The organism is Flavobacterium sp. 1 (assembly GCF_002797935.1).
In the GTDB taxonomy this organism is placed as follows: Bacteria; Bacteroidota; Bacteroidia; order Flavobacteriales; family Flavobacteriaceae; genus Flavobacterium.
The window spans coordinates 4133751-4156989 of the sequence record NZ_PGER01000001.1 but is presented as its reverse complement, the minus strand read 5'-3'; the positions used below and the strand labels follow the sequence as shown (position 1 = coordinate 4156989).

Genomic DNA, 23239 nt, shown 5'->3' with positions numbered 1-23239 from the left:
TGTAAAAAAACTACTTTAAATTTTGAACGTATTCGGAGGATTACCAAAGAAAAAACTCAAATAGTAAGATTCTCAAGAGGTTGATTTTAGTTTTTTCATAGACTGACGTTAGGCGTCATTATAAAAAAACGACAGTGATACATTTTAAACTAAGAGAATTAGACAAAATATTACCCGTTGGACAGGAACCCAATTTGTCTACAAGTTGGTTTTGGCTGACAGATGGTGACTTATGGCTGAAATTTGGCGACCAAACAATTTATGAATATTCATCAGAAGCTATTAATCATTGGGTAAATAAACCTACACCATACAACGACTATCCGTTAGCTAGATTTATTGAAGACTTCACGGAACTTTTTGACAAGTTTAGAGAGACAATTCCCGAAGAATTTTACGAATTGACAAAAGACCTAAATAAATTCAAATCTGACTCAAAAAAATGGCTTGACATTTACGACACAGACGAAGACGAATACAGCGATTTTTATTTTGAAGAGTATGACAAATTGATTTCGTGGACATACCAAAGAACCTTTGACTCTGGACACTTAATTGGTGGACCACATTTGTCATTTTTCAGAAGAAACAACAAAGTGAGAATTGTTTGGGACACAGAACATATTTTGGAAAATGGAATAAGTTTGTGGACAGCGAAGGACGGTAGTTTTGAAATGGACTATTCTGACTTTGTAAATAAAATTAAAGTATTTGGTCAGTCTTTCTTTGCCGAAATGGAAAAGCAAATTGAGTTAGCTGTTTCTAAAGAGTGGGGAAATATAAAAATTGACAAGCAAAGATTAGTTGAAGAACACAAAGAAAGAAAAGATGACTTTTTCTCAACTCTTCTATTACTTGACCAAGAACCAACGGACAAAACAGACTGGTCAGAAATAAAACAATTATTTAACCGAATGACAAACGAAATAAAATAATGAACGCCTAACAACAAGGGTTTCGTTGGGTGCGTAGCACCAACAATGAAACCCGTGTTGAACGGAACCGCTGTACATCCATCCCTATGGAGTTATCGAAAAGTGTGAAAAGGAATATTTAAGAAAGCTTACTAAGCTTATTATGGATTTATCGACAAATATCTAATTTTAAATGAATTAAAATTTTGTTGATTAGTTTTTTACAGCTCAAAAATAAGAAATATATTTATGTTGCACTATTGTTTTTGAAATTTGATTTAGAGCTATTTTTTGAGACGTTGTATTCACGTAATACAGCTACCGAAGGTTTAGTTCAACAGGTACTACAACGGATCTGGGCAATAGGCTTAATGGAAAAACGGTTTTGTATTTGGGAGATTTGGCAAATCCGAAAATAGGACTTAATTTAATCTCAAACTGCGTGTAGCGCGAGAACGTCAGGCTGTGAAAAAACTACTTTAAATTTAGAAAATATTCGGAGGAAATACCAAAGAAAAATCTCAAATATGAGATTCTCAAGAGACTGATTTTAGTTTTTTCACAGACTGACGTCAGGCGAGATATTACCAAAAAAACGTAAACAAATAAAAACGAAAAAAATAATACTCTTAATTTTTACTTTAATAAGTTTGAATGCATTCTCGCAAGAGAAAAATTTTATTGATTTACCCTATTTAGAAACTTCGGCAAAATGTGATACGTTAGTAACACCTGACAGAATATTTCTAAAAATTGTAATTTCTGAAAAAGACACTAAAGGGAAAATTTCGGTGGAAGAATTAGAAACTACGATGAATGAAAGTTTAAAAAAACTTGGAATAAATACTCAAACTCAATTAACTCTTAAAGATTTAGCGAGTAATTATAAAAAATATCTTTTAAAGCAACAAGATATCCAGAAAACAAAAAATTATATTTTAGTTGTTTATGATTCAAAAGTTGCAGGCAAAGTATTAGCTGAATTAGAAGAAATTGGAATTTCAAATGTTACACTTGAAAAAACTGAATATTCCAAAATAAACGAAATGTTTTTGCCTTTAAAACAAAAAGCAGTTGTAAAGGCAAAAAATCAAGCCAATTATATGGCTGAAGCATTGAATCAAAAAATTGGAAACGCAATATTTATCTCTGACTTAAAAACAGTAGTTGACAGAAATAATAATAGCAACTTCGAATTACAAGAAGTTGTGGTCGTCGGTTACTCAAACAGAAACAAACAAAACTATGTTCCAATTGATATTGAGTTTGAAAAAATTAGAATTGAAAGCCAAATTTATATTAAATTCAAAATCGAATAGAAATACCTCGCATAACGGCAAAGGTCTCGTTGCGTGCGCAGCACAAACAATGAAACGGGTGTTGAACGAAACTGCTGAGAGTCAGCAATATCTACAATAATGTCAGGAATTGGTGTTTATTATCCAGACAGACGCGAAACACAACGAATCGGAATCATTCCTGACATTGAAGTTAAACCCGCACTTCTTAGTATTCAGCAGGGAAAAGACGAAGTTTTAGAACGTGCCATAAAGTTCGTAGAAACAGGTAAATAAAGTTGTTAGATAATATTTACATTTTATAAATTGAGATTAGGTTGAAAACTCATGAAGCCATAAGGAAAGTATTTCTTATGGCTTTTTGGTAAAAAAAAAGAGACTGAATACCGATTCAGCCTCTTTTGATGTCAATCTGTTTAAAATCTAATTGCAGGATTTAGTAAGATGATTATTTGTGAACGATATGATTTTTTTTGAATAAAAAACGCGAAGAGACAAATATTATCATGTTTAAAATAATTATTAGTGACACCGTTGAATTGAAATTTAGGGCTTTTTCAAGACTGTCTGTGATTTTGCTAATTGCCATCAATACAAATGTAGAGATGCTTACATAGGCATAGATTAAATATGCACATTCTTTGGTGGTAATTTGATTGGTTTTCATCTTTAGTTTTTTTAGTTTTAATTTCAATAATAACTCCAGTTTTATTATATATTTCTGAGAATAAGATATATACAAATATATAATAAGGTTATTTTTGTTAAAAATAAATCTGATATATAACACGATAATCCGATTAAAGACTAAAAGTTATTGTATTGATTTTGTAATAGGTAAATGAATTGTCTGTTAAATAAAGAGTATAAAAGTGATTGGTAAAATTTGTACCTAAGCTTAACAAATAGATACTGTGATTTTGAAATTATATTCATTCAAATTATTTATGCTTAAAGGATTTAAAAAAAGTGTTTAATTTTGAAGAAGAATTCAGGTCTATTAGATTTGTAAAATGGAATCAGAGTTAAGTATTTTTTTGATTATCTTTACGACTGATTAATCAGTTATTAAAAATGAATAAAGATCAGGTAATTATCGCAGCAGCGCTTAAGCTCTTTGCTGAAAATGGGTTTCATGGAACTGCAACGAGCAGAATTGCTCAAGAAGCAGGCATTGCAAACGGAACGCTGTTTAATTATTTTGCAACCAAAGAGATTCTCGTTGTTGCAATTTATAACAGCATTGTCAAGAAAATGGATGATTTTATTATTGAAAGCTTAGGACCGCATTCAGTTTCCAAAGAGTCATTTCGTTCCTTGTTTGCAGCTTCTGTGCAGTGGAATTTAGAAAACGTAATTGAATTTAAGTATTTACAGCAATTTATTAATTCCCCTTATTACAAATCTGCGATAACAAGAACTTTAAGTCAAGATGAACATCCGCTATATGTTTTAATTCAAAAAGGAATTGATCTTGTACTTTTAAAATCTTTGCCCGCAGCTTTTATTTTTTCCCTTTTTACAGCCCAAATAAATGGTCTGTATTATTATCTTATTTCTGCTGATACGTTTAAAGACGAAACAGCGGAATTGATTAATGAAACTTTTGAACTTTTTTGGAAAATGATTGAAGATTAATGACTGATTAGTCAGTTTTTAATTAATTGAAATTGGCAATTAAATTTATAGAGAGTTGTTAGCAAAAAACAGCCACAGATTAAATCATTTTATCTGCGGCTGTTTTAATCCTGAACACTTTTGACCTATAAATTCATTTTGCAAAATGCAGCTAATGTTTTTTCTAAAAGAGGTTATGAAACAGCATCGGACAGAAATTGTATTTTGAAGTCATAATCCCCCTGATTTCTTTCGGCAGCAGGAAGATCGAAACGGAATCAGACACTAACCAAGAGTGACTGTAAAATTATAATAGCAAGTAATCAATTTCTTTGCCCTGTAATTGCTGATTCTTCAATTGCTCTTGAAAATTGCCTTTATAAAATGATTGAGTTCTTAAGACATTTGCTTTATGTCTTACAAAGGTCATTTTATTTGTTTTAAAAGAGTTTTAAGATCTATGGTTCTTCTCGATTGATTTTGGAATAAAAATGCATCAGGCGCTTTAAAACAGCTTTTTGATTTCATAATGAAAAAGCGGTAAACAAAAAATCACGAATAAACCACTCTTCTGATTTGGTTTTATTCGTGATTTTGTATTTTGAAAAATTAGATTTCTACAAAGATTGGATCAAAATCCATGCTTGTGGATTATCTGTTTCGATAATTTCATTTTTTTCTTTTTCTGCTTCCGCAAAAGTAGTATAGCTTCCGTATAAAACTGGGTAGTAGCCATTTTTGTTTACACCCAATACTCTTGCATCAAAACCTTTGGCAACCAATTGATTGTATCTCTTTTGAGCATTGGCTTCACTTCTAAAAGCGCCGGCCATAATGTGATAAGGTAGTTTTACTGCTTCTTTCTTGTCCGATTTTAAAGACAGCGTAACGGCTGGAATTGGTGTCTGGATAAAGAAAGTAGCTTCCTGTATTTTATTTTGCACCTTTTTTTGCACTGCTGTTTCTACCAAAAGAGTTTCAGTGGCAATTTGGTTTTGATATATTGGATATCCTACAGATCCGGCAACAGCCAATCCAATTACGAATACTGCGGCATATTTTAGGTAAGGATTGCTTTTTCTGGCTTCAGTTTCAGGAATAAAATTGAAAATAGGTTTTTCTTCTTCGATTACTGTTTTTTGGATTTCAGTTACTGCTTCAGGTTTAATAAGTTCCAATTCTCTTTTTACGGCTGGCGAAACAAAAGATGTAAGCCCGAAAGATTTTGCATTGTAATTGGTTTGCTCGTTTGGCGCAAAAAGAATATTATTTTCGGCATTCAAACTAAGGACACCAATATTTTTTATGGTTAACGAACGGTCTTCCTGTAACGATTTTTTCCAGTTTAGCACCTCGTATTCAATAGCACTCAAGGAATAATCATAGGAAGTCTTTTCCGCTTGGGCAATATGATTGGCTAATAATCCATCATTATTTTTGATGTTGGAATTAAAAGAAATCATTTTTTTTGGCGGAAAAAAAGAATGAGAGTTTTCAAGCAGTTGAGCCGATTGAATTTCGGCCAAGAAAGCTCCAAAACCTGGAACGGTTACACATTGATAACGGTATAAAAGCTGCGCGATGTAAAGTTCTATTTTCATGTTAACAAAGTTATGCAACGTGAATAGTTATCAAAATTTTATTCACAATTTTTATTAACAATTTGCAAGTAATGCACTATCAGTAGATTACTGTTTTGTTTTTGACGAATTTTTATTTAGCAACTCTTTTTTTGGTTCATTTTTTTATAAATTGATAGAACTGTGAACCTGTAAGTAGTTTTTTTTTAAATATTTATCGTATAATTGTAAGATATGTCAGAAGAAAATATATTTTACCTGTTGGCTTTACTGCGTGTTGAAGGCGTGGGCGATATAATGGCCAAAAAACTGCTTACTCACTTTGGAACTGCCGAAAATGTTTTGAATGCCAAATCACAGCAGCTTGCCTCCATTGATGGGGTAGGAACTGTTTTGCTTAAAAATTTTAAGGATAAAAGCGTTTTTGAAAAAGCAAAACAAGAATTGGATTTCATTCAAAAGAACAATATTGAAGTTCTTAGTTTTCAGGATCACAACTACCCTGATCGGTTGAAGCACTGTATCGACGGGCCGGTTCTGTTGTTTTCGGCTGGAAACATTAATCTCAAAAACCGAAAAATAATCAGCATTGTCGGTACGCGTCAAATCACTTCGTATGGAACTGAATTCTGCCGAAAATTAATAGAAGATTTAGCGCCTTTGGATCCGATAATCGTCAGCGGTTTTGCTTATGGCGTGGATATTGTGGCACATCAATTGGCAATGGAGAATAATTTGCAGACTATTGGAGTTGTGGCGCATGGTTTGAATCAAATTTATCCCAAACCACATAAGAAGTATATGGCCAAAATGGAGCAAAACGGCGGTTTTATGACTGAATTTTGGAGCTCCTCAAATCCAGACAAAGAGAATTTTGTCCGCCGAAACAGAATTGTAGCCGGAATTAGTGAAGCTACAATTGTTATCGAATCTGCAGATAGAGGCGGCTCGCTCATCACTGCGAATATGGCCAATGATTACAACCGCGATGTCTTTGCTGTTCCAGGACGAACCACCGACAAATACAGTCAAGGCTGCAATAATTTGATTAAAACTCAAAAAGCAAATTTACTCACCAGTGCAGCCGACTTGATTTACAACCTGAATTGGGATATTGTGCAGGAAACCAAAGCAGTTCAAAAACAGCTGTTTGTCACGCTGGATGATGACGAGCAGAAAGTGTACGATTATCTCCTGAAAACTGGGAAAGAATTAATGGACATCATTGCCCTGCATTGTGATTTTCCGATTTATAGAATTTCGGGATTACTTTTGAATATGGAATTAAAAGGCGTGATACGGCCTTTGCCTGGGAAAATGTTTGAAGCGATTTGATTTTTGATTTCAGAAATTTGGGATCTATAAAAATTGATTGTGTTTCGTTATTATCATTGTAGCCCACGATTTCAACCGTGGGGAATGTTTATTTTATCCCAAGATTCCCGTCAAATGTGTTGAAATCGTCTCTCCTTTTGGGCTTAACAATCAATAAATGATACAGCTGATGGCATATCGATTTTAATTCGATTAGGTTGGAGTTGTCAATTGCTTTTTCTCCCAACTGCATCAGTTTACTGTGTTTGGATCTGTCTTTGAAAGCACTCGGATCTTCAAAACGCAAATAATAAAAATAGTCTATGTAGCTTTCATCTTGATTTTGATAAATGTTATCCAGCAGGCTTTCAAGCTCTTTATTTTTTTTGCGGATTAAATATTTGTTGTTGGATTGAAGAACTTCTTTTTCATTTCTTATGATTTTTTCATACTCTTCTTTTTGTCTTGGGCTGGCTTTTTCTAGATAAAAGTAAAGGCTGTCCTTGATTTTGCTGTACTCTTCCATCTCTGACAATACGTGTTTGTGCCGAATAATATCGTCAAATTCCTGAATGTAGATTTTTTCAGTTCGTCAATCTGATATTTTTTATCGGTTATGGCATCATTTTTATTCTCCAATGCCTCGTTATAAAGAACGGTTAACGATTCTTGGGATCTTTTTAATTTGGCCAGATATTCATAATTCTCATTTGGCTCTTCATTCCTGATTTCTTCTAAAACAGTGTCTAAAGCATTTTTGATTTCCAATGATAATTTATCAATCGAAATTTTTCTTTGATGCGGATTGAAGACTTCGCTTATTTCCAAATCCAATGCGCTGATATAAACATCAATACTTAAATCCCGCGACTCCGAAACCTTAAAATTAAGCTCAATATCCATTCCTTTCAGCAGATCCTGCTCAAAATTACTGCCGCAGATTTCGATATAACCAATGGAAAGGTTACTGCCCACCATACTTCCTGCATTGCCTTCAACTACGTTTATGATTAGTTTTTGGTCGGAGTTTTTTAGTATGTTTTTCGAACAGGTTTTGTAAATGGTTTTCTTTAAAGGCAGAATATCATTTTTCTTAAAGATAATTTCCATGTGGCTTTTACCCGTTTCTTCGTCTAATTCTAAACAGATATCATTCGGAATTGGCTGGCCCAAAATACTATATAAGCCATTTGTAATCTGGATATTAGCATTGCTAAACACTTGTTTTTGCTGCTGATCGTATAAAAACAGCGTAAACTGATTGGTTGTTTTTTCCAGCAAAGGAACAAACTCGGCTATTTTTTTACTTGCTTTTAAGAGACCGGTGTCAAAACCGCCGTCGGCTCGGGTAATTCTATAATAACCGTCGAATGATTCTTCCAAAAGAATTACAATCAGTTCTTCGGAATCTTTAGAATGGGGTTCATAGATTGTTTCAACCTGAATGTTGTTTTGTTCAATTTTAGGTTCGTTTAAGATTTCTTGCTCAATTAATTCCGAAGGTTTTGAACCCGCATAATACGCCGCGCCAATGATTACAGCAGTTGTAGGATCCAAAGTGGTTTCTACCTGAATTTGTGTTCTTTGCTGTAACTGCTGGCGTATGTACGGAATGTATGTGGTACCGCCAACAAGGATGATGCGCTCAATATCCGAAAAGTTTAAGTGATTGTCTTTGATCAGTTTTTCGACTAAATGAAAGGATTCCTCAAATTTGGATTGGATGATTGTTTCAAATTCTTTTCGGCTGATCTCGATGTCCAAGGAGATGGAAAGTTCATCAGAGTCAATTTCAATGTTTGATGTTTCTTTTATCGAAAGTTCTTTTTTGGCTTCTTCTGCTTTGTACAGCAGTTCAAAAAACAGTTTGTTGTAGGCGGCGTTTTCTTTAGAAATCAGCTTCTCCCAGAGATTACTTTCGTGGGTTTCCTTTTCGATTTTCGGACAGATTATTTTCTCAACAAACAAAGTGTCCAAATCAACACCGCCCAAAAAATTATTGCCCTTATGATCATATACTTTGAGGTCGCGCTCATTGATGTTTATTAATGCAATGTCAAAAGTTCCTCCTCCAAAATCGTATACCAGCCATTTTTTATCTGAAGTGATTTCAAGATTTAAGGAGTTGGAATACGCCAAACAAGCGGCAATGGGTTCTTGGAGCAAAACAATTTCTTCAAAACCCGCTTGATAGCCTGCTTTTTTGGTAGCATTTGACTGAATCGTATCAAACGAAGCCGGAATCGTAATTACCGCAGATTTCAAGCTTTCGCCTTGAGCGAAATTAACCAGCTCATTCAAAACCATCGAAGAAAGCTCTATCGGACTGCAGTTTTTATCCAAATCTTTGATGTAATACACTTCATCCGATCCCATTTTTCGTTTAAAAGAGGAGAATACATTTTCGGCGTTGGTAGCGCTGTGTTCTCTCGCTTTTTCGCCTATTTGTATGCGTCCTTTTCGGAATGAAACCACTGAGGGAATGGTGTCTTTGAAACCAACAGGATTTTTATAAATGCTGATTTTTCCGTTTTCATATTTTGCTATTCCCGAATTCGTCGTTCCTAAATCAATTCCGATGTTTATATTCTTCATAAAATGGTATTATTATTTCCCTATTGGTGTAACTATTTTCAACACATAGAAACATAGATTTTGCAACTTCTAATGTAGGCGTTTCACTTATTTAAAACACTCATAGCTCACTATGTGAAAGAAATGTATTTCTTTTTTGCATTCTTTTTTTAAATAAAATCTATGTTTCTATGTGTTAAATAAAAATTTTATAAATTACACCTAATAGCTTATTATTCTACGATAACTACTGCTTTTTGAATCAGTTGAAACGTATTGTTTTCTGATTTATAAATTGTGGGCCTAATGACTTTGGTAATTTTTTTTGAGTTCGAATTAAGAATATTTGCCTCTATGGAACTGTCTCTTTCATCATAATTTGTACCCAAAGGATTTACTATTTTATATCCTTTTTCTTCTAATTCGTGGTAAATTCTTTTTAGATTGCGCTCAAAACCATCAATGTTTTGTTCAAGCGCTTTTTTTTCAATCTCAAATAGTTGGTTTATTATTGCATTCATTTTAAAATTGGATTTTTATGAATGAGCAATTTACAATTTATTTAGTAGGTTGTTATTTACCCGCGTTATTTTTTATTGTCACACTTAATGTTTTCGTAAAAGGATGAATATCATTCAATTGTTTGCTTTACTGGATTTAAAAAGAGATCAGATTCTGGATTTTGACTCTGAGGATTTTATCCGAATAGAGAAAAAAATCAATTTCGAAAAGAAAATTAATCCCGAAATAGATTCCAAAGCGGGCGAAAATTTAATTCGTGCCCTCAAAGAATATAAAGAAGTCTTTTTGTTTTTAATGTCGAATCGTACACTGTTTAATTTTTTGTCAAAAAACAATTTATCCAAAAACAATTTTCCTGTTTCCAACGGTTTTGTTTCAGACGAAAAGGTTAAAGGTTTTATCGCTGTTTTTTTGGCTGATGATCTGCTTTCTTTTTTCAGCCTGAAACTTTCGACAAATACATATAATGATTTGGAAGAGCTTGATTATCTTTTGGATGCAAAGAATTATTTGCCAGAAGAGATAATTTACAAAATGGCTTCGCTTGTTTTTTCTAAATTGGATTTTTCGATAAACCAATTGTGCGTTACGTATTCCAATGATTTTTCAAATATCATTTTCATCAGATACACAACTTTTTACGGGCTGTTAACTCATTTTAGAACATTTGAAACAGACCAGAAAATTTCTGATTTATTGTCTTTGGTAATCGTGTTTTATCAAAAGAAAATAGATGATTCGTTTTTCACAGCTGTTATACAGTCTATGGCATTCTATAAAGCTTTTGATGAAAACGTAAATGAGACTCTTATTAAAAACAGAGCAAGTGTAACTGTATTTACCAGTGATGGCGACCCGACTAAAAAGCCGGTTTTGGTTAGTATATTAATTGGTTTGATTTGTGCCGTTATACCTTTTTTGGCGACCAAATGTTCCTGAGCTAAATTTTTTGTTTAGTCTTTTGAAAAAGAGTTAAAAAGAGTATGTTTGTGCTTTAAAATTTGCGAAAAGTATGAACATAATAGAGCTGTTTGAAGAATTAAAGATAGATAAAAGCAATATTTTATTATTTTCCTCCGAAGATGTTATCCGAATAGAAAAGCAGGTTAATGTCGAGAAAAGAATTAACCCTGATATTGATGTCAATGTTGCCAACAGCTTGATTTTGGCTTTAAAAGAATATCCTCAAGAGCTTTATTTTGTGGTTTCCAATAGGGTTTTGTACAATCTTTTTGCAAAAAAAAATTATTCCAGACACAATTTTCCGTCTCCGCAAAGAGAGCATGATGCCGAAAAAATTCAGGATTTTATCAGTCAGTTTCTTAATGATGATTTAGTGCTGTTTTTTGACCAGAATTTATCTCAAAATAAATTCGATATCATTAGCGATATTTTTGACTTTAAAGATTGTTTTCCCGAAGACGCACTGTTTCAATTGAATAAGAAACTCATTGGCAAAATTGATTTTCTGCTGACGAATTTGAGTCAAAACAACTTCGAGGCTATTATGTATGTACAGCACCGCAGTTTTTATGTTTTATTGTCTTCTTTCAGTTCTATAGAAATGGACAGTAAAATCCGAAGTTTGGTTAACATTGTGACTGACCACTATAATGCCAATAAACTCTCAGATTTTTTTATGATCTGCATTTCCGCAATGTCAGGTTATGTTGCCTATGATCCAAGTCTGACCCAGGTTTTGGTTGGAAATAAGGAAACTGTTTTTGCCAATAGTACAAATCGGGAATCATCAGGTTCATCAGGCTTGTCTGCCAGAACCATTATTTTTTTAGTCATTGCCATTATAAAAATACTGGTTCTTTTTTCTAAATGCTCCAACAATTGATCTAGATAGATTTTTAAATAATACGATTAAAAAATGCCTAATTTGGATATTCAAATTAGGCATTTTGATTATATATTTTGAAGAACAGCAGGAGTAGGGTCATTTTCCTTAATTCTGTTTCTGCATATTTTTTCGATTTCCAAAATATCAGGAACTCCAGAGATATAGAGAATATCGGGTACATATTTGTCGGATTTGTCTTTTTGGCTTACCATTTTACCTGTTCTCAGTTCCATCGAAAGGTCTTCCTTTTTACTGTTTATTTCCATAATTTCCCGAAAATTGTTCCCAGTCATAAGTGGTAATTGTTCCTTTGCGATAGTGAATTAGTCTGTTTTCTGTGCCTACAAAATACCCGCCTTTTTGAAATAAGGCGTAAAATCCGCCACACAAAATGGCAATCCCTACTACTACAAAAAGACCAATAATTAAAGTTGGGACAAGCATCGGTTCAAAATTATCCCAACTGGCTGTAGTCGGTTCATCGTTTACTTTAAAATGAACCTCTTCTCCTTTAAAAAGAGGTCCCAAAAAAGCAATTACAAAAATGCTGATAAAGGCCGACCATATAATTCCAAAAGCGATAATTCCCAAGGATTTATTTAAAGGCTGTTTTCGTTTGGCTAGGATTGAAAAATCAACTTTTTCTGTTCCAATAACCGATTTTAAATCCAGAGGTAATGATTGAATAGTGTTCAATTGTCAAATTAGTTTAGGTGATGTTGTAATCTCAAATATATTAAAATTTGTAAACCTATGCGGTTTTAGTCGCTAAATTTAAAAAGCTGGTAATTTTTGAGATTTCCAGCATAAAATTTATTATGACTATCTGTAACTAATACCAAGCAGATAGAATTAGCCACAGATTAAAAAGATTTACACAGATTTTTAAAAAAGTGTAATGAAATCTGTGAGAATCTGTGTAATCAGTGGCAAAACATATATGGTACTCTTTGCGGACATTCATCAAATTTATTTTTAATATCCTCGTTATTAGTAAAGAAATGAGTGTTTTTTTTAAGATTATAATTAAACCTTTTTCATGAATATTGGTCATACTAAAACGATTTCGAATTCATTTAAACACTTTTATTATGGATCAAAATGTGCTTTGGTCACTTCGGTTGGGTTTCACAAATAAAGAAGCTTCAAAAATTACTCAAAACGGATTAACATTTTTTCTTGAAAACTCATTTATGGCTTCTGTTGATTCGACTATTCCTTCTTTTTTAGAAAACAGCCCAAAAACAAGAGTAGAATTACAGCAACAACGGGAATTTTATAAAAATGCTACAAAGGAACAAAAACAGGAAAAGCAGAAAAAAGAGAGGCAGACTTCGGAAGAAATGAAAACCTGGTGGATAGATAAAATGACTGTTTCTGAATTTCCGCTCCGCGAAAAAATGACCTGTTTCTGGCACAATCATTATGTGTCAACCTTCCCAAAAGTGAAAGTGAATTTCTGGATTTTTCAGCACAATCAAATTTTAAGAAAAAATGCTTTTGGAAATTTCAAAACACTGACCAAAGAGATTGTTAAAAGCAATGCCATGGTGCGTTATCTTGATAATACGGACAACCGAAAAGATAAACTCAACGAAAATTTAAGTCGGGAGTTGCTTGAACTTTTTACCCTTGGCATCGGGAATTACTCCGAGCAAGATATAAAAAACGGAGCCAAAGGTCTCGCCGGACTTGGTCTTGGGGAAGAAAGCGCTGTTTACAGATCCAAATTTGAAGACAATGAAAGCTTTATTTATTTTGGGAAAAAAGGCAGTTTTAAAATTGATGAAATGATTGATATTATTTTTGAACAGCCGAATATTCCTTATTTGGTTACCCGAAAAATATTAAAATGGTTCATTTATGATAATCCAAAGGAAGAATTAGTTCGTTATTATGGGGATTATTTGAGGAAAAAGAATTTTGAAATCAAACCTTTATTGGTTAAAATATTCACCGAAGAGTTTGCTAAAAAGAATGGTGGCTCTAAGATTAAAAGCCCTTTGGAGTATATTTTGCAATTGATGAACGAACTCAATATTGAAAACCCTAATGAAAGATTGATTACCAAATTTCTAAAAGATCAAGGAATGGATTTGTTCAACCAGCCTAACGTAAAAGGTTGGGACGGCGGTAATTCTTGGCTTACTTCACAAGTCTTTTTACAGCGAAATAATGTTGCAGATTTACTTTGCAACGGTAAAAATTTGACTCGGGGGAACAAACAAAATGTTGAAAATTCGATGATGACGCAAAATCCAAACAGGCAGTTTACGGTGAGGCTGGATTGGGATAAAGATGGAAATAACAAGGAAATCATTGCCGAGCTCGAAAATCGTTTGTTGTTTAAAACTGATGCAACCGATCGGCAGGATTTCGAGCAGCTATTAAAATACGATTTCGACAGTAAAACCGAAGGTTCGGAAAACGCTGTATTGCGATTATTCAATTTTATGGTAAAAACCCCTGAATTTCAATTAATATAATAGCTGCCGAAAGTCATAAAGTTGAATGAAATTATGACTTTTGACTTTATGGACTTTCAACTTTAAGACTTATTCATTATGGACAGAAGAAAATTTTTAGCGCTTACAGGAACATTTACGGGAGGATCGCTTCTATTGCCTGATTTTTTATATTCTTTTGGCTCACAAACTAATTTGGTTTTGGGTGAACAATGTGTGGTTTTTGTCCAATTAAACGGAGGAAATGATGGGCTAAACACTTTTATCCCGTTTGAAGATGCACTTTATTATGATTCGCGTCCAACGATCGCCATCTCAAAAACCGAGGTTTTAAATGCAGCAAAAGGAATGGCGTTTCATCCTGCTTTGAAAGGATTTGCCAGTATGCAGCAAAATGGTGATTTGTCGGTTATCCAAAACGTGGGTTATCCAAATCCTGTGCGTTCTCATTTTAGAAGTCAGGAAATTTGGCAGACGGCACCAACCCATCAGGAATATCTTAATGATGGCTGGCTTGGGCGTTATCTCGATTTGCAATGCAAGGAACACCAGCCAACTGCTGGAATAAACATTGATAACATTGATAACTTGGCATTGAAAGGCGATGAACCGAATTCCATTACTGTAAAAGATCCAGACAGATTTAAGACTAAAAACAAACAAGAAAACGAAGGGCAATTATCGGGTAATCCGCAATTGGATTTTGTTCGAAAAGTTGCTAATTCTGTAGTAGAAGGTTCGGATGATATTCAGAAAGCTTTAGCAAAATCAGCAGCATCAGATGTTATTTATCCAAAAACAGGCCTAGCTAAAAACCTAGAATGGATTTCGAAACTGATAAAAGGAAACCTAAATTCTAAGGTGTATTATACTTCGCTGGGCGGTTTTGATACTCATGACAACCAGCTTTCCATTCACAAAAACAGGTTGACCGAACTCAATGATGCTGTTTTTAGTTTCTATGAAGATTTAAAAAAATCGCAGCAATTACAGAATGTGACCATCGTTGTTTTTTCAGAATTTGGCCGTCGCGTAAAAGACAATGGACGAGGAACTGATCACGGTACAGCAGCTCCAATGTTTGTTATTGGCGGCAATAACCTTGGTCAAATTATTGGACGAAACCCCAATTTAGCCGATTTAGATAATGGCGATTTAAAACATGAGATCGATTTTAGAAGTGTTTATGCGTCAATTTTAAAAAACAAATTGAATTTTGATTTCACCAAAATTGGAATACAAAATAAAGCATTGGAAGGTTTGTTTTAAAGTATTTTTAAAAAACACATACTATTTTATAGTTACCGTTTTATGGGTATCCAAATTTCCTCTTCAGATTCTGGATCATTGTTTTTGTATTTTTCGCTTAAAATTTCAAAATGCGGCCTGTTGTCTAAATCATAATCCGAATTAGGTATCCATTCCCCATAGATATAACGGAAAATGGAATCATCAGTATTTAAGCCTTTATAATCAAAAACCGCATAAAGTCCTCCAGCCAAAGTGAATGTTTCCATCCCGGAAGGAACATTGTCAAAGTCTGAAACTTCTGCTGATGCCCATTTTTCAAATTCATTTGATGGAGTAAAATTCAAAAAATGAGTTGGCTTATAAACCGTCATCGAAATTAAATCGGGGGACAGGCTGTTGTTTATTTCTTTTCGTCTTGGCATAAAATTCTTCCAAAGTTCGCCCACTTTGTAATCTGCAAAACTCATTACAAGCCGTTTTCCAATTAATTTTTTCTCGCTTGCTGTTAGTATTCTTGGTTTCATTTTTTTTTTAAATTATGTGATTAACTATCAACTATTGTCATCCTTATTTGGGCGCAATTTTTCGGCAAGTTTTTTTGGAGCCATTTCATAATACGCTGTTGTCAGAGCATCTGCAAATAAGTCATTGTGCACTTTTTCCATCTCAATTAAAGTCCAGCCTTGTTTCCCCCATTTATTATCAAGGGGATAAATAATGGTTTTATCTGCTGCAGAAAAAACGTCTTGGTCAATTTCTGATAATTTTATGCAGGCTCTTTTGAGTTTATCGTCATAAGTGGCAAATATTTTTTTCTTTACCCTGAAAGATATTTTTTCAAAGTGCGGTTCTTCCGTTGCTTCGGGGAATGAAAGAGCTAATTGTCGGAGGGTATCAATTGTTACCATTGTTCCACTTTTGAAATGTTACTCGCTTAAACTTAATTACTAAATAAATATTTTTTTACTTCACTTTCAATTATTTTAGAGCTTATAAAAAATGGTTTTTTTTCAATTTCTACAGTAATTACTTTATTTAGGTATTTATATTTTCCTTTAAAAGTTCCAATTGCACTTTTTATTTGAAAACTTCCTGATGATTCATCTCCAGTTAGATATCCATCTTCATTTTTCAGTAGAATTTGTAATTTATCCAATAACTTATTAAAAGGTTTTTCGTAATTAAATGATATTTTAGCCATATTTAAATAATTTTATGGTTCAATGACTTCTTCTACAATTTGCCCTAAAGTTGAGTCAACTTTTTTAGCCTGTTCTTTTAAAATTTCTTTAGATTTATTGTCCAATATTCGAGCTATTTTGGACAATCCTGGAATGTTTTCAAGTTTTTCAACTGCATCAGAAAGGTTCGCGCTTTTTTCCAATGCATCCATTAATGGATGATCTGACTTATTGTAATCGCTAATTAGTTTACCTGGATTTTCTGAACTGACGCTTAAAATATTGTAAAGCAATTTAATTCTTAAATCACTTGAAATTTCTTTATCTTCAATCGAATTTATTTGATGTGATAAACCTTCAAATGTTTTGCTCAATACTTCTTTGTGCGTGTATTCTTCTATTAATCGTTTAGAAAGATTCAATTTTTTATTTGCAGAATATGCAATCCATAAAATAGGAATATACAAAGGAATAATAGCCAAAACAAAACGTGGGCTATATTCTATTACTTCAATTATAGTCCTTTTCTGTAATATAAAATATATGCTTAGTCCAAATGGAATCAATGAAACCATTGCTAATCCTAAAGCCGCAAACCTAAAAGTAAAAGTAAATTTTTTGCTGTCGTTTACTTCACTATCTTTTTTCTCTGAATAGGCCGAAGACAAACCCGCAGTTAGTGCATTTGGAAGTAATTTATTAATTTTGTCTAAGACGGCATTATGCTCTAAATTCCAACCAGATAATGTCTCATTATAATCATTTGTTTTTTCTTTTAGAAAAGTATTGTAACCATCAATTGTATCTTTTTTTACTGTTTCAACTTCTTCTTGTAATTCATTAAGATCAACCTGTAAGGATTCATATGTGTTTTCAAGTTCATCTTTTAAGCCTTCAACTTTTGTTTCAATTTCATTTCCTTCTTCATTTATTTCGCTTTCTGTGTATCCAAAAATTTCACGATGTAAGTTGTCAATTTCTCTTTTTTTCGACTGAAGTGATTTATATAAAGTATCTATTTTTCCACTTATTTCATCTCCTTTATCGAAATGTTCTTGTAAGGTTTCTAGTTTTTCTAGGAGTGATTCGTTATTTTCAAAGTTTTCTTCTAACGTAGTAAGGGTATCTTCTATATGCTCAGTTCTTGCTTTTAGATTCTTATCAAAATCATCTATATTTTTGAAACTTTGTTCCGATTTTGTTTTAATTAATTTTATGTCAGTTAAACATTGTTTAGCATCTTCAGTTCTTGCAAGAGAAAGCTCAGCATTAGATGTGGCTTGTTCTTTCGCTTCGAGACTTCTGTTTTTATATTCAGAAGCCATTTTAGATGATTGTTTAGCTTCTTTTTCAAAATCAGAAGTTTTTTTACTAACATCTATTTCTAATTGAGTTACTCTTTCCCAAAGTTTTATCCTTTCAGAATCTAAATAGTCAATGTTACCTTTAGTAAAATCTTTACTCATAATTTTTAATTTAAGAAGTTAGGAATTGATTTTTATGATGTAATTCTGTAATACAATTTAATAAATTTGTTTGTCGAAAGATACTAAAATATTCTCATAAGCAATTAAACAGAATTTCACTACTAAATGTTTTGAAAGAAATATTTAAATAAAAAAATGCAGCTATTCTAAAACAGCTGCATTTTTTATAAAAAACTAATTGTGCTTATTTTAAAGCCTTAAAAAGTATCTCAACAGGGTGAAATGCTTTTCGGCTTGTTCCGTCGCTTATTTGGTGTCTGCAGCTAGTTCCTGAGGCAGAAATTAACGTGGCTTGCTCTTCTGAACGGATGGTTGGGAATAAAACCAATTCTCCAATTTTCATCGAAATGTCGTAATGCTCTTTTTCATATCCAAAAGATCCCGCCATACCGCAACAGCCACTTGGGATATTGAGTACCGTATAATTTTCTGGCAACATCAAGATTTTTTTAAGCGGTACCAATGAAGACAACGCTTTTTGGAAACAGTGACCGTGCATACGGACTCTTTCTTGGTTATCAGTAAATGAAGCAGATGTGATTCGGCCTTCATCTAATTCTTTGGCCAAAAATTCTTCGATTAGCATTGCTCTGCTTGAAAACGCTTTGGCTTTTTCTTTCAAATCGCCACGGCATAAATCTGGATATTCATCGCGGAACGATAATATAGCCGAAGGTTCTATTCCAATCAAAATTGCGTTTTCCGGCATTTCTTTGGCGAAAGCCTGTATGTTTTTTTCTGCCAATTCACGAGCTTCTTTCAGCATTCCTTTCGAAAGATAGGTTCTTCCGCTGATACCGATTTCTGGAATCACAACTTCATAACCCAAACGGTTAAAGAGCTTCACTGCAGTTTGCCCTATTTCGACATCATAGAAATTCAGGAATTCATCATTGTATAAATAGACTTTCCCTTGAATGAAATTCCCCGTTTGTCTATAGCTTTTGATCCATTTGGCAAAGGTAATCTTGTGCATTAACGGCAACGATCTTTCGGTTGCAAAACCGGTAGAACGTTTCATAATGTTACCGATAATTCCTTTGGAACCAAAATTATACAACCATGGTAAAGAAGCAAATAATTGATTAATTTTTGGCGTATTGCCAATTAACTTCGAACGGAATTTCACTCCGTTTTTATCATGGTATTGCTGTAAGGTTTCAGCTTTTAGCTTCGCCATATCCACATTGGACGGACATTCGGATTTACATCCTTTACAGCTCAAACATAAATCAAGCACTTCGAGTAAACCTTCATCGTCAAATTTATTTTCTTTGGTAGAATTGGTGATGGTTTCCCTCAATATGTTGGCTCTAGCACGAGTAGTGTGTTTTTCATCGCGGGTTGCCATATAACTTGGGCACATTGTACCACCGCTTTTTTCGGTTTTTCTGCAATCTCCCGATCCGTTGCACATCTCGGCAGCACGTACGATTCCGTTGTGCTCGGAGAAATCAAAATACGTTTCCGGCATTGGAGTTTCCTGTCCAGGGTTGTACCTTAGACTGTTATCCATAGGAGGCGTATTGACCACTTTGCCTGGATTAAAAATGCCCCAAGGATCCCATGTATTTTTCACTTGGATAAACATTTGGTAGATTTCTTCTCCCAACATCAGCGGAATAAATTCACCGCGAAGTCTTCCGTCGCCATGTTCCCCGCTTAGTGAGCCTTTGTATTTTTTAACTAAATGAGCAATATCGGTAGCGATAGTTCTAAAAAGCGCAGTGCCTTCTTTGGTTTTTAGATCAATAATTGGGCGAAGGTGTAATTCTCCTGTCGCGGCGTGGGCATAATGCACACAGCTTAGATTTCGCTCTTTTAGAATAGCATTAAAATCTTCGATAAAATCAGGTAAGTCATTAACATCAACGGCAGTATCTTCAATAACGGCAACTGCTTTGGCATCACCGGGAATATTAGACAATAATCCCAATCCTGCTTTTCGCAGATTCCAAACTTTGTTAGTGTCTTCTCCATAAACGATTGGGAAATGATAGCCTAAATTTTTGGAACGCATCAAATCCTCCATTTCTTTGGCGATTTGAAGAATTTCTTCTTGCGTATCTCTTAAAAATTCAACAACAAGAATAGCTTGCGGATCACCTTCAACAAAGAATCTGTTTTTGCTTTGCTCAATATTCTCTTTGGTGCATTCTAAGATATAATGGTCGATTAATTCAACACTGTCCGGGTTGAATTTCAACGCTTCCAAATTAGCTTTCAGCGATTCGTTGATACTGTTGCAATGCACGCAAACTAAGGCAGCAAATGGTTTTAAAGCATCTACTAAATTCAATTTAATCGCTGTCGAGAAGAACAATGTTCCTTCAGAACCTGCGATTAATTTGCAAAAATTAAATTTTTCTGTCGGATCGCCAAAAGGCTGGCTGTCGGCCAATAAATCTAAAGCGTAACCTGTATTTCTTCTTGGAATTGATTTTTTTGGATAATTTTCGTTGAATAAGGCTCTGTTGGCTGGCGAAGACAATAGCTCTTTGGTTTGAACATAAATGTTTTGTTCCAAAGGGCTTACCACATTTATTCCGCTGCATTTGTCTTCAAATTCGGCATTGGTTAAAGCACCAAAAGTGACTTCATTTCCATCTGCCAAGAAACCTTTAATTTCAAGTAAATGCTCGCGGGTAGAACCATAAATTACGGATCTTGCACCACAGGCGTTGTTCCCCACCATGCCGCCAATCATACAACGATTACTCGTTGAGGTTTCGGGGCCAAAAAATAATTTATAGGGTTTTAAATGGATATTTAATTCATCACGAATCACTCCAGGTTCTACCCAAGCCGATTTTTCGACAGGATCTACCGAAAGGATTTTGGTGAATTCCTGAGAAATATCAACCACGATTCCATTTCCAACAACCTGTCCGGCAAGAGATGTTCCGGCCGCACGAGGAATTACGCTGCTTTTGTTTTCTCTGGCAAAAGCGATGATTTTTTGAATATCTTCCTTCGTTTTTGGAATTGCTACTGCCAAGGGCATTTCTTTGTAAGCACTAGCATCAGTGGCATAAAGTGTACGCATAGTATGGTCGTACAGTAGTTTTCCATCTAATTGCTTTTCAAGATTTTGAAGGTTCATTTTATTTTTGATTGAGGATTAACGATTGCTGATTTTTGATTTTTATTACGACGAAATCTGCAATCAAAAATCGTTAATCAGCAATCTGAAATCTTTAGTATAAAATTCTATATCGAATGGTATTCGGAATCTTTTTTAATTTTTTCTCCAAATCTTTGTTATGGAAATTATCAATATCGGTAATTACGTAACCCAAAGTTTCGTTGGTTTTTAAATATTGACCCAAAATATTGTTATCATATTCCAAAAGAATATTATTGATTTGTGCCAAAATACCTTTTACGTTTTCATGAATATGCATGATACGGTGCGCACTTTGAAGTTCAGGAAGCTGAATTTCAGGAAGGTTAACGCTTCCGTAAGTAGTTCCTGTATTGATGTAATTAATTATTTTGTTGGCAACATAATGTCCAATGTCTTCTTGAGCTTCTTCGGTACTTCCTCCAATATGTGGAGTCAATATCACATTTGACAATCCCTGCAATTCAGATACAAACGGCTCGTCATTGTTTTTTGGCTCGTATGGGAAAACATCGACTGCGGCTCCGTGAATTTTACCGTTTTTTAAGTTGGCAACCAATGCTTCAATATCAACTACATGGCCTCTGGAAAGATTTAAAAAGATAACCCCGGGTTTCATGCTTTCAAAAGCATCGGCATCAATTATATTTTTGTTGCTGGCGCGCCCGTCCACGTGTAAAGAAACAACATCCGAAAGCGCCAATAATTCTTTTAAAGAAGAACATTTTTTAGCATTTCCAAGAGCCAGTCTGTCAATCGCGTCATAGAAATACACTTTCATTCCTAATGCTTCGGCTATGATAGAAAGCTGTGACCCAATGCTTCCGTATCCAACTAAACCTAATTTTTTACCGCGAATTTCAACACTGTTTGTGGCCGATTTGTCCCAAACGCCTTCGTGCATTAATTTGCTTTTTTCGAAAGTATTACGAACTAGCATAATGATTTGTCCCAAAGCCAATTCCACAACAGATCTGGTGTTGCTGTATGGAGCATTGAAAACAGAGATTCCTTTCATGCTGCAGGCGTTCAAATCTACCTGATTGGTTCCAATACAGAAAGTTCCAACTGCGTGCAGTTTATTGGCATGTTCCAAAACTTTTGCAGTAACATTTGTTTTTGAACGGATTCCAAGTATGGAAACGCCTTTTATTTTTTCGATCAATTCGTCTTCAGACAAAGATCCTTTTAAGGTTTCCACATTGTAACCTTCGTGTTCAAAGATTTTAACGGCGTCTTGATGAATGTTTTCTAACAATAAAACATTAATTCTGTTCTTTGGATAAGAAACTGAAGCTTTATACGAAAGTTCATAAAGAATTTCGTCCAATGATGGAGCTATCTGACTGGCTTTTTCTACCACAATTTTTCTTGTTACATTTTCAGTAAATGCAAAAAACTTGCTTACCGCTCCGCCTTCAAGGGTTTCATAATCAGTATAACCGTCACCAATCATTATTGCTTCGCCCTGAAGATTTAAGGATTTGATTTTTTTTACTTTTCCTTGGTTTTCACACAATTCATCTTTTTCGTCAAAACCAATTATTTTTCCATCATGGTCAAATTTGAAAGTATTGGCCAAAACGTGTTCTGGTTTGATGCCGTATTCCTGAACGATTGGGATAATGATTTCCTTAAAACCGTTTGAAATGATATAAATGTTATCCGAATGCTGTTTGAAAAATGCTCTATTTCGTATTACAGATGCGGTCACTTTCTTTTTTAGTTCTTCAATTACACTGCCGATGTGGTCTCTATTGGCCTGCAATAATTGGATTCTTTGGGTCAAAGATTCTTTCAAGGACAATTTGCCTTCCATTCCCAGATCGGTTAATCGTTGAATTTCGCTTAATATTTGAACCCCTGCAGCACTATCCTGGTAAATTACTTCGCATAATACATCTAGTGCTTCGACTTTCATAAAAGTACTGTCAAAATCGAATATAAATGTTTCCTGATTTTCTGTCATCTTTTTAGTGTTTGTCACAAATAAAAATTATTTGTAAATTTTTTGCACAAAGATAAACCCTCGATTGCTATTCTGAAAATATATTGGTATAATA

Annotated in this window: 21 protein-coding genes; 9 read left to right on the top strand and 12 right to left on the bottom strand. The window is 34.0% G+C overall.

Features of this window, described 5'->3' with window-relative positions:
* Positions 1–134: 134 nt before the first annotated feature.
* From CLU83_RS16705 to CLU83_RS16685, 4 genes are all read left to right on the top strand, one after another.
* Positions 135–935 (top strand): DUF5984 family protein, encoded by an 801-nt coding sequence (locus tag CLU83_RS16705; RefSeq protein ID WP_100432652.1) that lies wholly within the window; start codon positions 135–137, stop codon positions 933–935.
* Between the two features lie 629 nt (positions 936–1564).
* Positions 1565–2233, top strand: coding sequence for an SIMPL domain-containing protein (locus CLU83_RS16695; protein WP_232727150.1), 669 nt, complete (start codon positions 1565–1567; stop codon positions 2231–2233).
* Positions 2234–2332: 99 nt separating this feature from the next.
* Complete coding sequence (locus tag CLU83_RS22170) at positions 2333–2488, top strand: hypothetical protein (RefSeq protein WP_157802129.1); 156 nt, start codon at positions 2333–2335, stop codon at positions 2486–2488.
* 798 nt (positions 2489–3286) lie between these two features.
* Complete coding sequence (locus tag CLU83_RS16685) at positions 3287–3850, top strand: TetR/AcrR family transcriptional regulator (protein WP_100432648.1); 564 nt, start codon at positions 3287–3289, stop codon at positions 3848–3850.
* A gap of 596 nt (positions 3851–4446) precedes the next feature.
* Here the strand turns inward: CLU83_RS16685 and CLU83_RS16680 are convergent.
* On the bottom strand, positions 4447–5430 hold the full coding sequence (locus tag CLU83_RS16680) for an SPOR domain-containing protein (RefSeq protein WP_100432647.1): 984 nt from the start codon (positions 5428–5430) through the stop codon (positions 4447–4449).
* Between the two features lie 213 nt (positions 5431–5643).
* On the opposite strand from CLU83_RS16680, the gene dprA reads away from it, so the two are divergent.
* Entirely contained in the window at positions 5644–6744 is a 1101-nt protein-coding gene (gene dprA, locus CLU83_RS16675) for a DNA-processing protein DprA (RefSeq protein ID WP_100432646.1), read from the top strand.
* An 88-nt stretch (positions 6745–6832) separates the two neighbouring features.
* Here dprA and CLU83_RS16670 read toward each other — a convergent pair whose 3' ends face one another.
* The 3 genes from CLU83_RS16670 to CLU83_RS16660 form a co-directional block, all read right to left on the bottom strand.
* Positions 6833–7249 (bottom strand): hypothetical protein, encoded by a 417-nt coding sequence (locus tag CLU83_RS16670; RefSeq protein ID WP_100432645.1) that lies wholly within the window; start codon positions 7247–7249, stop codon positions 6833–6835.
* Positions 7204–9318, bottom strand: a complete 2115-nt coding sequence (locus CLU83_RS16665; protein ID WP_100432644.1) for an Hsp70 family protein — start codon at positions 9316–9318, stop codon at positions 7204–7206. Before CLU83_RS16665 ends, CLU83_RS16670 begins: the two co-directional genes overlap by 46 nt.
* Before the next feature lie 212 nt (positions 9319–9530).
* A complete protein-coding gene (locus CLU83_RS16660; RefSeq protein WP_100432643.1) occupies positions 9531–9818 on the bottom strand; it encodes a hypothetical protein in 288 nt (95 codons plus the stop codon).
* A gap of 103 nt (positions 9819–9921) precedes the next feature.
* Between CLU83_RS16660 and CLU83_RS16655 the strand changes: the two genes are divergently transcribed.
* A complete protein-coding gene (locus tag CLU83_RS16655) occupies positions 9922–10758 on the top strand; it encodes a hypothetical protein (protein WP_100432642.1) in 837 nt (278 codons plus the stop codon).
* Between the two features lie 73 nt (positions 10759–10831).
* On the top strand, positions 10832–11665 hold the full coding sequence (locus CLU83_RS16650; protein ID WP_100432641.1) for a hypothetical protein: 834 nt from the start codon (positions 10832–10834) through the stop codon (positions 11663–11665).
* Positions 11666–11733: 68 nt separating this feature from the next.
* On the opposite strand, the gene CLU83_RS16645 is transcribed toward CLU83_RS16650, so the two are convergent.
* Both CLU83_RS16645 and CLU83_RS16640 read right to left on the bottom strand, forming a co-directional pair.
* Positions 11734–11934: a hypothetical protein gene (locus tag CLU83_RS16645; protein ID WP_100432640.1), complete on the bottom strand. Its 201-nt coding sequence runs from the start codon at positions 11932–11934 to the stop codon at positions 11734–11736.
* The gene (locus CLU83_RS16640) at positions 11918–12364 is read right to left on the bottom strand and encodes a hypothetical protein (protein ID WP_100432639.1); all 447 of its coding nucleotides are present in this window, start codon (positions 12362–12364) and stop codon (positions 11918–11920) included. The genes CLU83_RS16645 and CLU83_RS16640 overlap by 17 nt, the downstream gene beginning before the upstream one ends.
* Before the next feature lie 395 nt (positions 12365–12759).
* Between CLU83_RS16640 and CLU83_RS16635 the strand changes: the two genes are divergently transcribed.
* Complete coding sequence (locus tag CLU83_RS16635; protein ID WP_100432638.1) at positions 12760–14154, top strand: DUF1800 domain-containing protein; 1395 nt, start codon at positions 12760–12762, stop codon at positions 14152–14154.
* A gap of 78 nt (positions 14155–14232) precedes the next feature.
* Entirely contained in the window at positions 14233–15402 is a 1170-nt protein-coding gene (locus CLU83_RS16630; RefSeq protein WP_100432637.1) for a DUF1501 domain-containing protein, read from the top strand.
* Between the two features lie 32 nt (positions 15403–15434).
* Here the strand turns inward: CLU83_RS16630 and CLU83_RS16625 are convergent, their stop codons facing one another.
* The 6 genes from CLU83_RS16625 to serA form a co-directional block, all read right to left on the bottom strand.
* Complete coding sequence (locus tag CLU83_RS16625; RefSeq protein WP_100432636.1) at positions 15435–15908, bottom strand: GyrI-like domain-containing protein; 474 nt, start codon at positions 15906–15908, stop codon at positions 15435–15437.
* A 27-nt stretch (positions 15909–15935) separates the two neighbouring features.
* Positions 15936–16292: an MmcQ/YjbR family DNA-binding protein gene (locus CLU83_RS16620; protein ID WP_100432635.1), complete on the bottom strand. Its 357-nt coding sequence runs from the start codon at positions 16290–16292 to the stop codon at positions 15936–15938.
* 32 nt (positions 16293–16324) lie between these two features.
* Complete coding sequence (locus CLU83_RS16615) at positions 16325–16585, bottom strand: hypothetical protein (RefSeq protein WP_100432634.1); 261 nt, start codon at positions 16583–16585, stop codon at positions 16325–16327.
* Between the two features lie 12 nt (positions 16586–16597).
* Positions 16598–18031, bottom strand: a complete 1434-nt coding sequence (locus CLU83_RS16610) for a hypothetical protein (RefSeq protein WP_100432633.1) — start codon at positions 18029–18031, stop codon at positions 16598–16600.
* A 205-nt stretch (positions 18032–18236) separates the two neighbouring features.
* Positions 18237–21155 carry an FAD-binding and (Fe-S)-binding domain-containing protein gene (locus tag CLU83_RS16605; RefSeq protein WP_100432632.1) on the bottom strand — a complete coding sequence of 973 codons (2919 nt, stop codon included), beginning with the start codon at positions 21153–21155 and terminating at the stop codon, positions 18237–18239.
* 94 nt (positions 21156–21249) lie between these two features.
* Complete coding sequence (serA, locus tag CLU83_RS16600; RefSeq protein ID WP_100432631.1) at positions 21250–23145, bottom strand: phosphoglycerate dehydrogenase; 1896 nt, start codon at positions 23143–23145, stop codon at positions 21250–21252.
* Positions 23146–23239: the final 94 nt, after the last annotated feature.

Coding starts and splice junctions, on each gene's coding strand:
- CLU83_RS16615 (WP_100432634.1), bottom strand. CDS start 16,585: ATGGCTAAAATATCATTTAATTACGAAAAACCTTTTAATAAGTTATTG.
- dprA (WP_100432646.1), top strand. CDS start 5,644: ATGTCAGAAGAAAATATATTTTACCTGTTGGCTTTACTGCGTGTTGAA.
- CLU83_RS16620 (WP_100432635.1), bottom strand. CDS start 16,292: ATGGTAACAATTGATACCCTCCGACAATTAGCTCTTTCATTCCCCGAA.
- CLU83_RS16655 (WP_100432642.1), top strand. CDS start 9,922: ATGAATATCATTCAATTGTTTGCTTTACTGGATTTAAAAAGAGATCAG.
- CLU83_RS16610 (WP_100432633.1), bottom strand. CDS start 18,031: ATGAGTAAAGATTTTACTAAAGGTAACATTGACTATTTAGATTCTGAA.
- CLU83_RS16660 (WP_100432643.1), bottom strand. CDS start 9,818: ATGAATGCAATAATAAACCAACTATTTGAGATTGAAAAAAAAGCGCTT.
- serA (WP_100432631.1), bottom strand. CDS start 23,145: ATGACAGAAAATCAGGAAACATTTATATTCGATTTTGACAGTACTTTT.
- CLU83_RS16665 (WP_100432644.1), bottom strand. CDS start 9,318: ATGAAGAATATAAACATCGGAATTGATTTAGGAACGACGAATTCGGGA.
- CLU83_RS16680 (WP_100432647.1), bottom strand. CDS start 5,430: ATGAAAATAGAACTTTACATCGCGCAGCTTTTATACCGTTATCAATGT.
- CLU83_RS22170 (WP_157802129.1), top strand. CDS start 2,333: ATGTCAGGAATTGGTGTTTATTATCCAGACAGACGCGAAACACAACGA.
- CLU83_RS16685 (WP_100432648.1), top strand. CDS start 3,287: ATGAATAAAGATCAGGTAATTATCGCAGCAGCGCTTAAGCTCTTTGCT.
- CLU83_RS16645 (WP_100432640.1), bottom strand. CDS start 11,934: ATGGAAATAAACAGTAAAAAGGAAGACCTTTCGATGGAACTGAGAACA.
- CLU83_RS16670 (WP_100432645.1), bottom strand. CDS start 7,249: ATGGAAGAGTACAGCAAAATCAAGGACAGCCTTTACTTTTATCTAGAA.
- CLU83_RS16650 (WP_100432641.1), top strand. CDS start 10,832: ATGAACATAATAGAGCTGTTTGAAGAATTAAAGATAGATAAAAGCAAT.
- CLU83_RS16625 (WP_100432636.1), bottom strand. CDS start 15,908: ATGAAACCAAGAATACTAACAGCAAGCGAGAAAAAATTAATTGGAAAA.
- CLU83_RS16635 (WP_100432638.1), top strand. CDS start 12,760: ATGGATCAAAATGTGCTTTGGTCACTTCGGTTGGGTTTCACAAATAAA.
- CLU83_RS16605 (WP_100432632.1), bottom strand. CDS start 21,155: ATGAACCTTCAAAATCTTGAAAAGCAATTAGATGGAAAACTACTGTAC.
- CLU83_RS16630 (WP_100432637.1), top strand. CDS start 14,233: ATGGACAGAAGAAAATTTTTAGCGCTTACAGGAACATTTACGGGAGGA.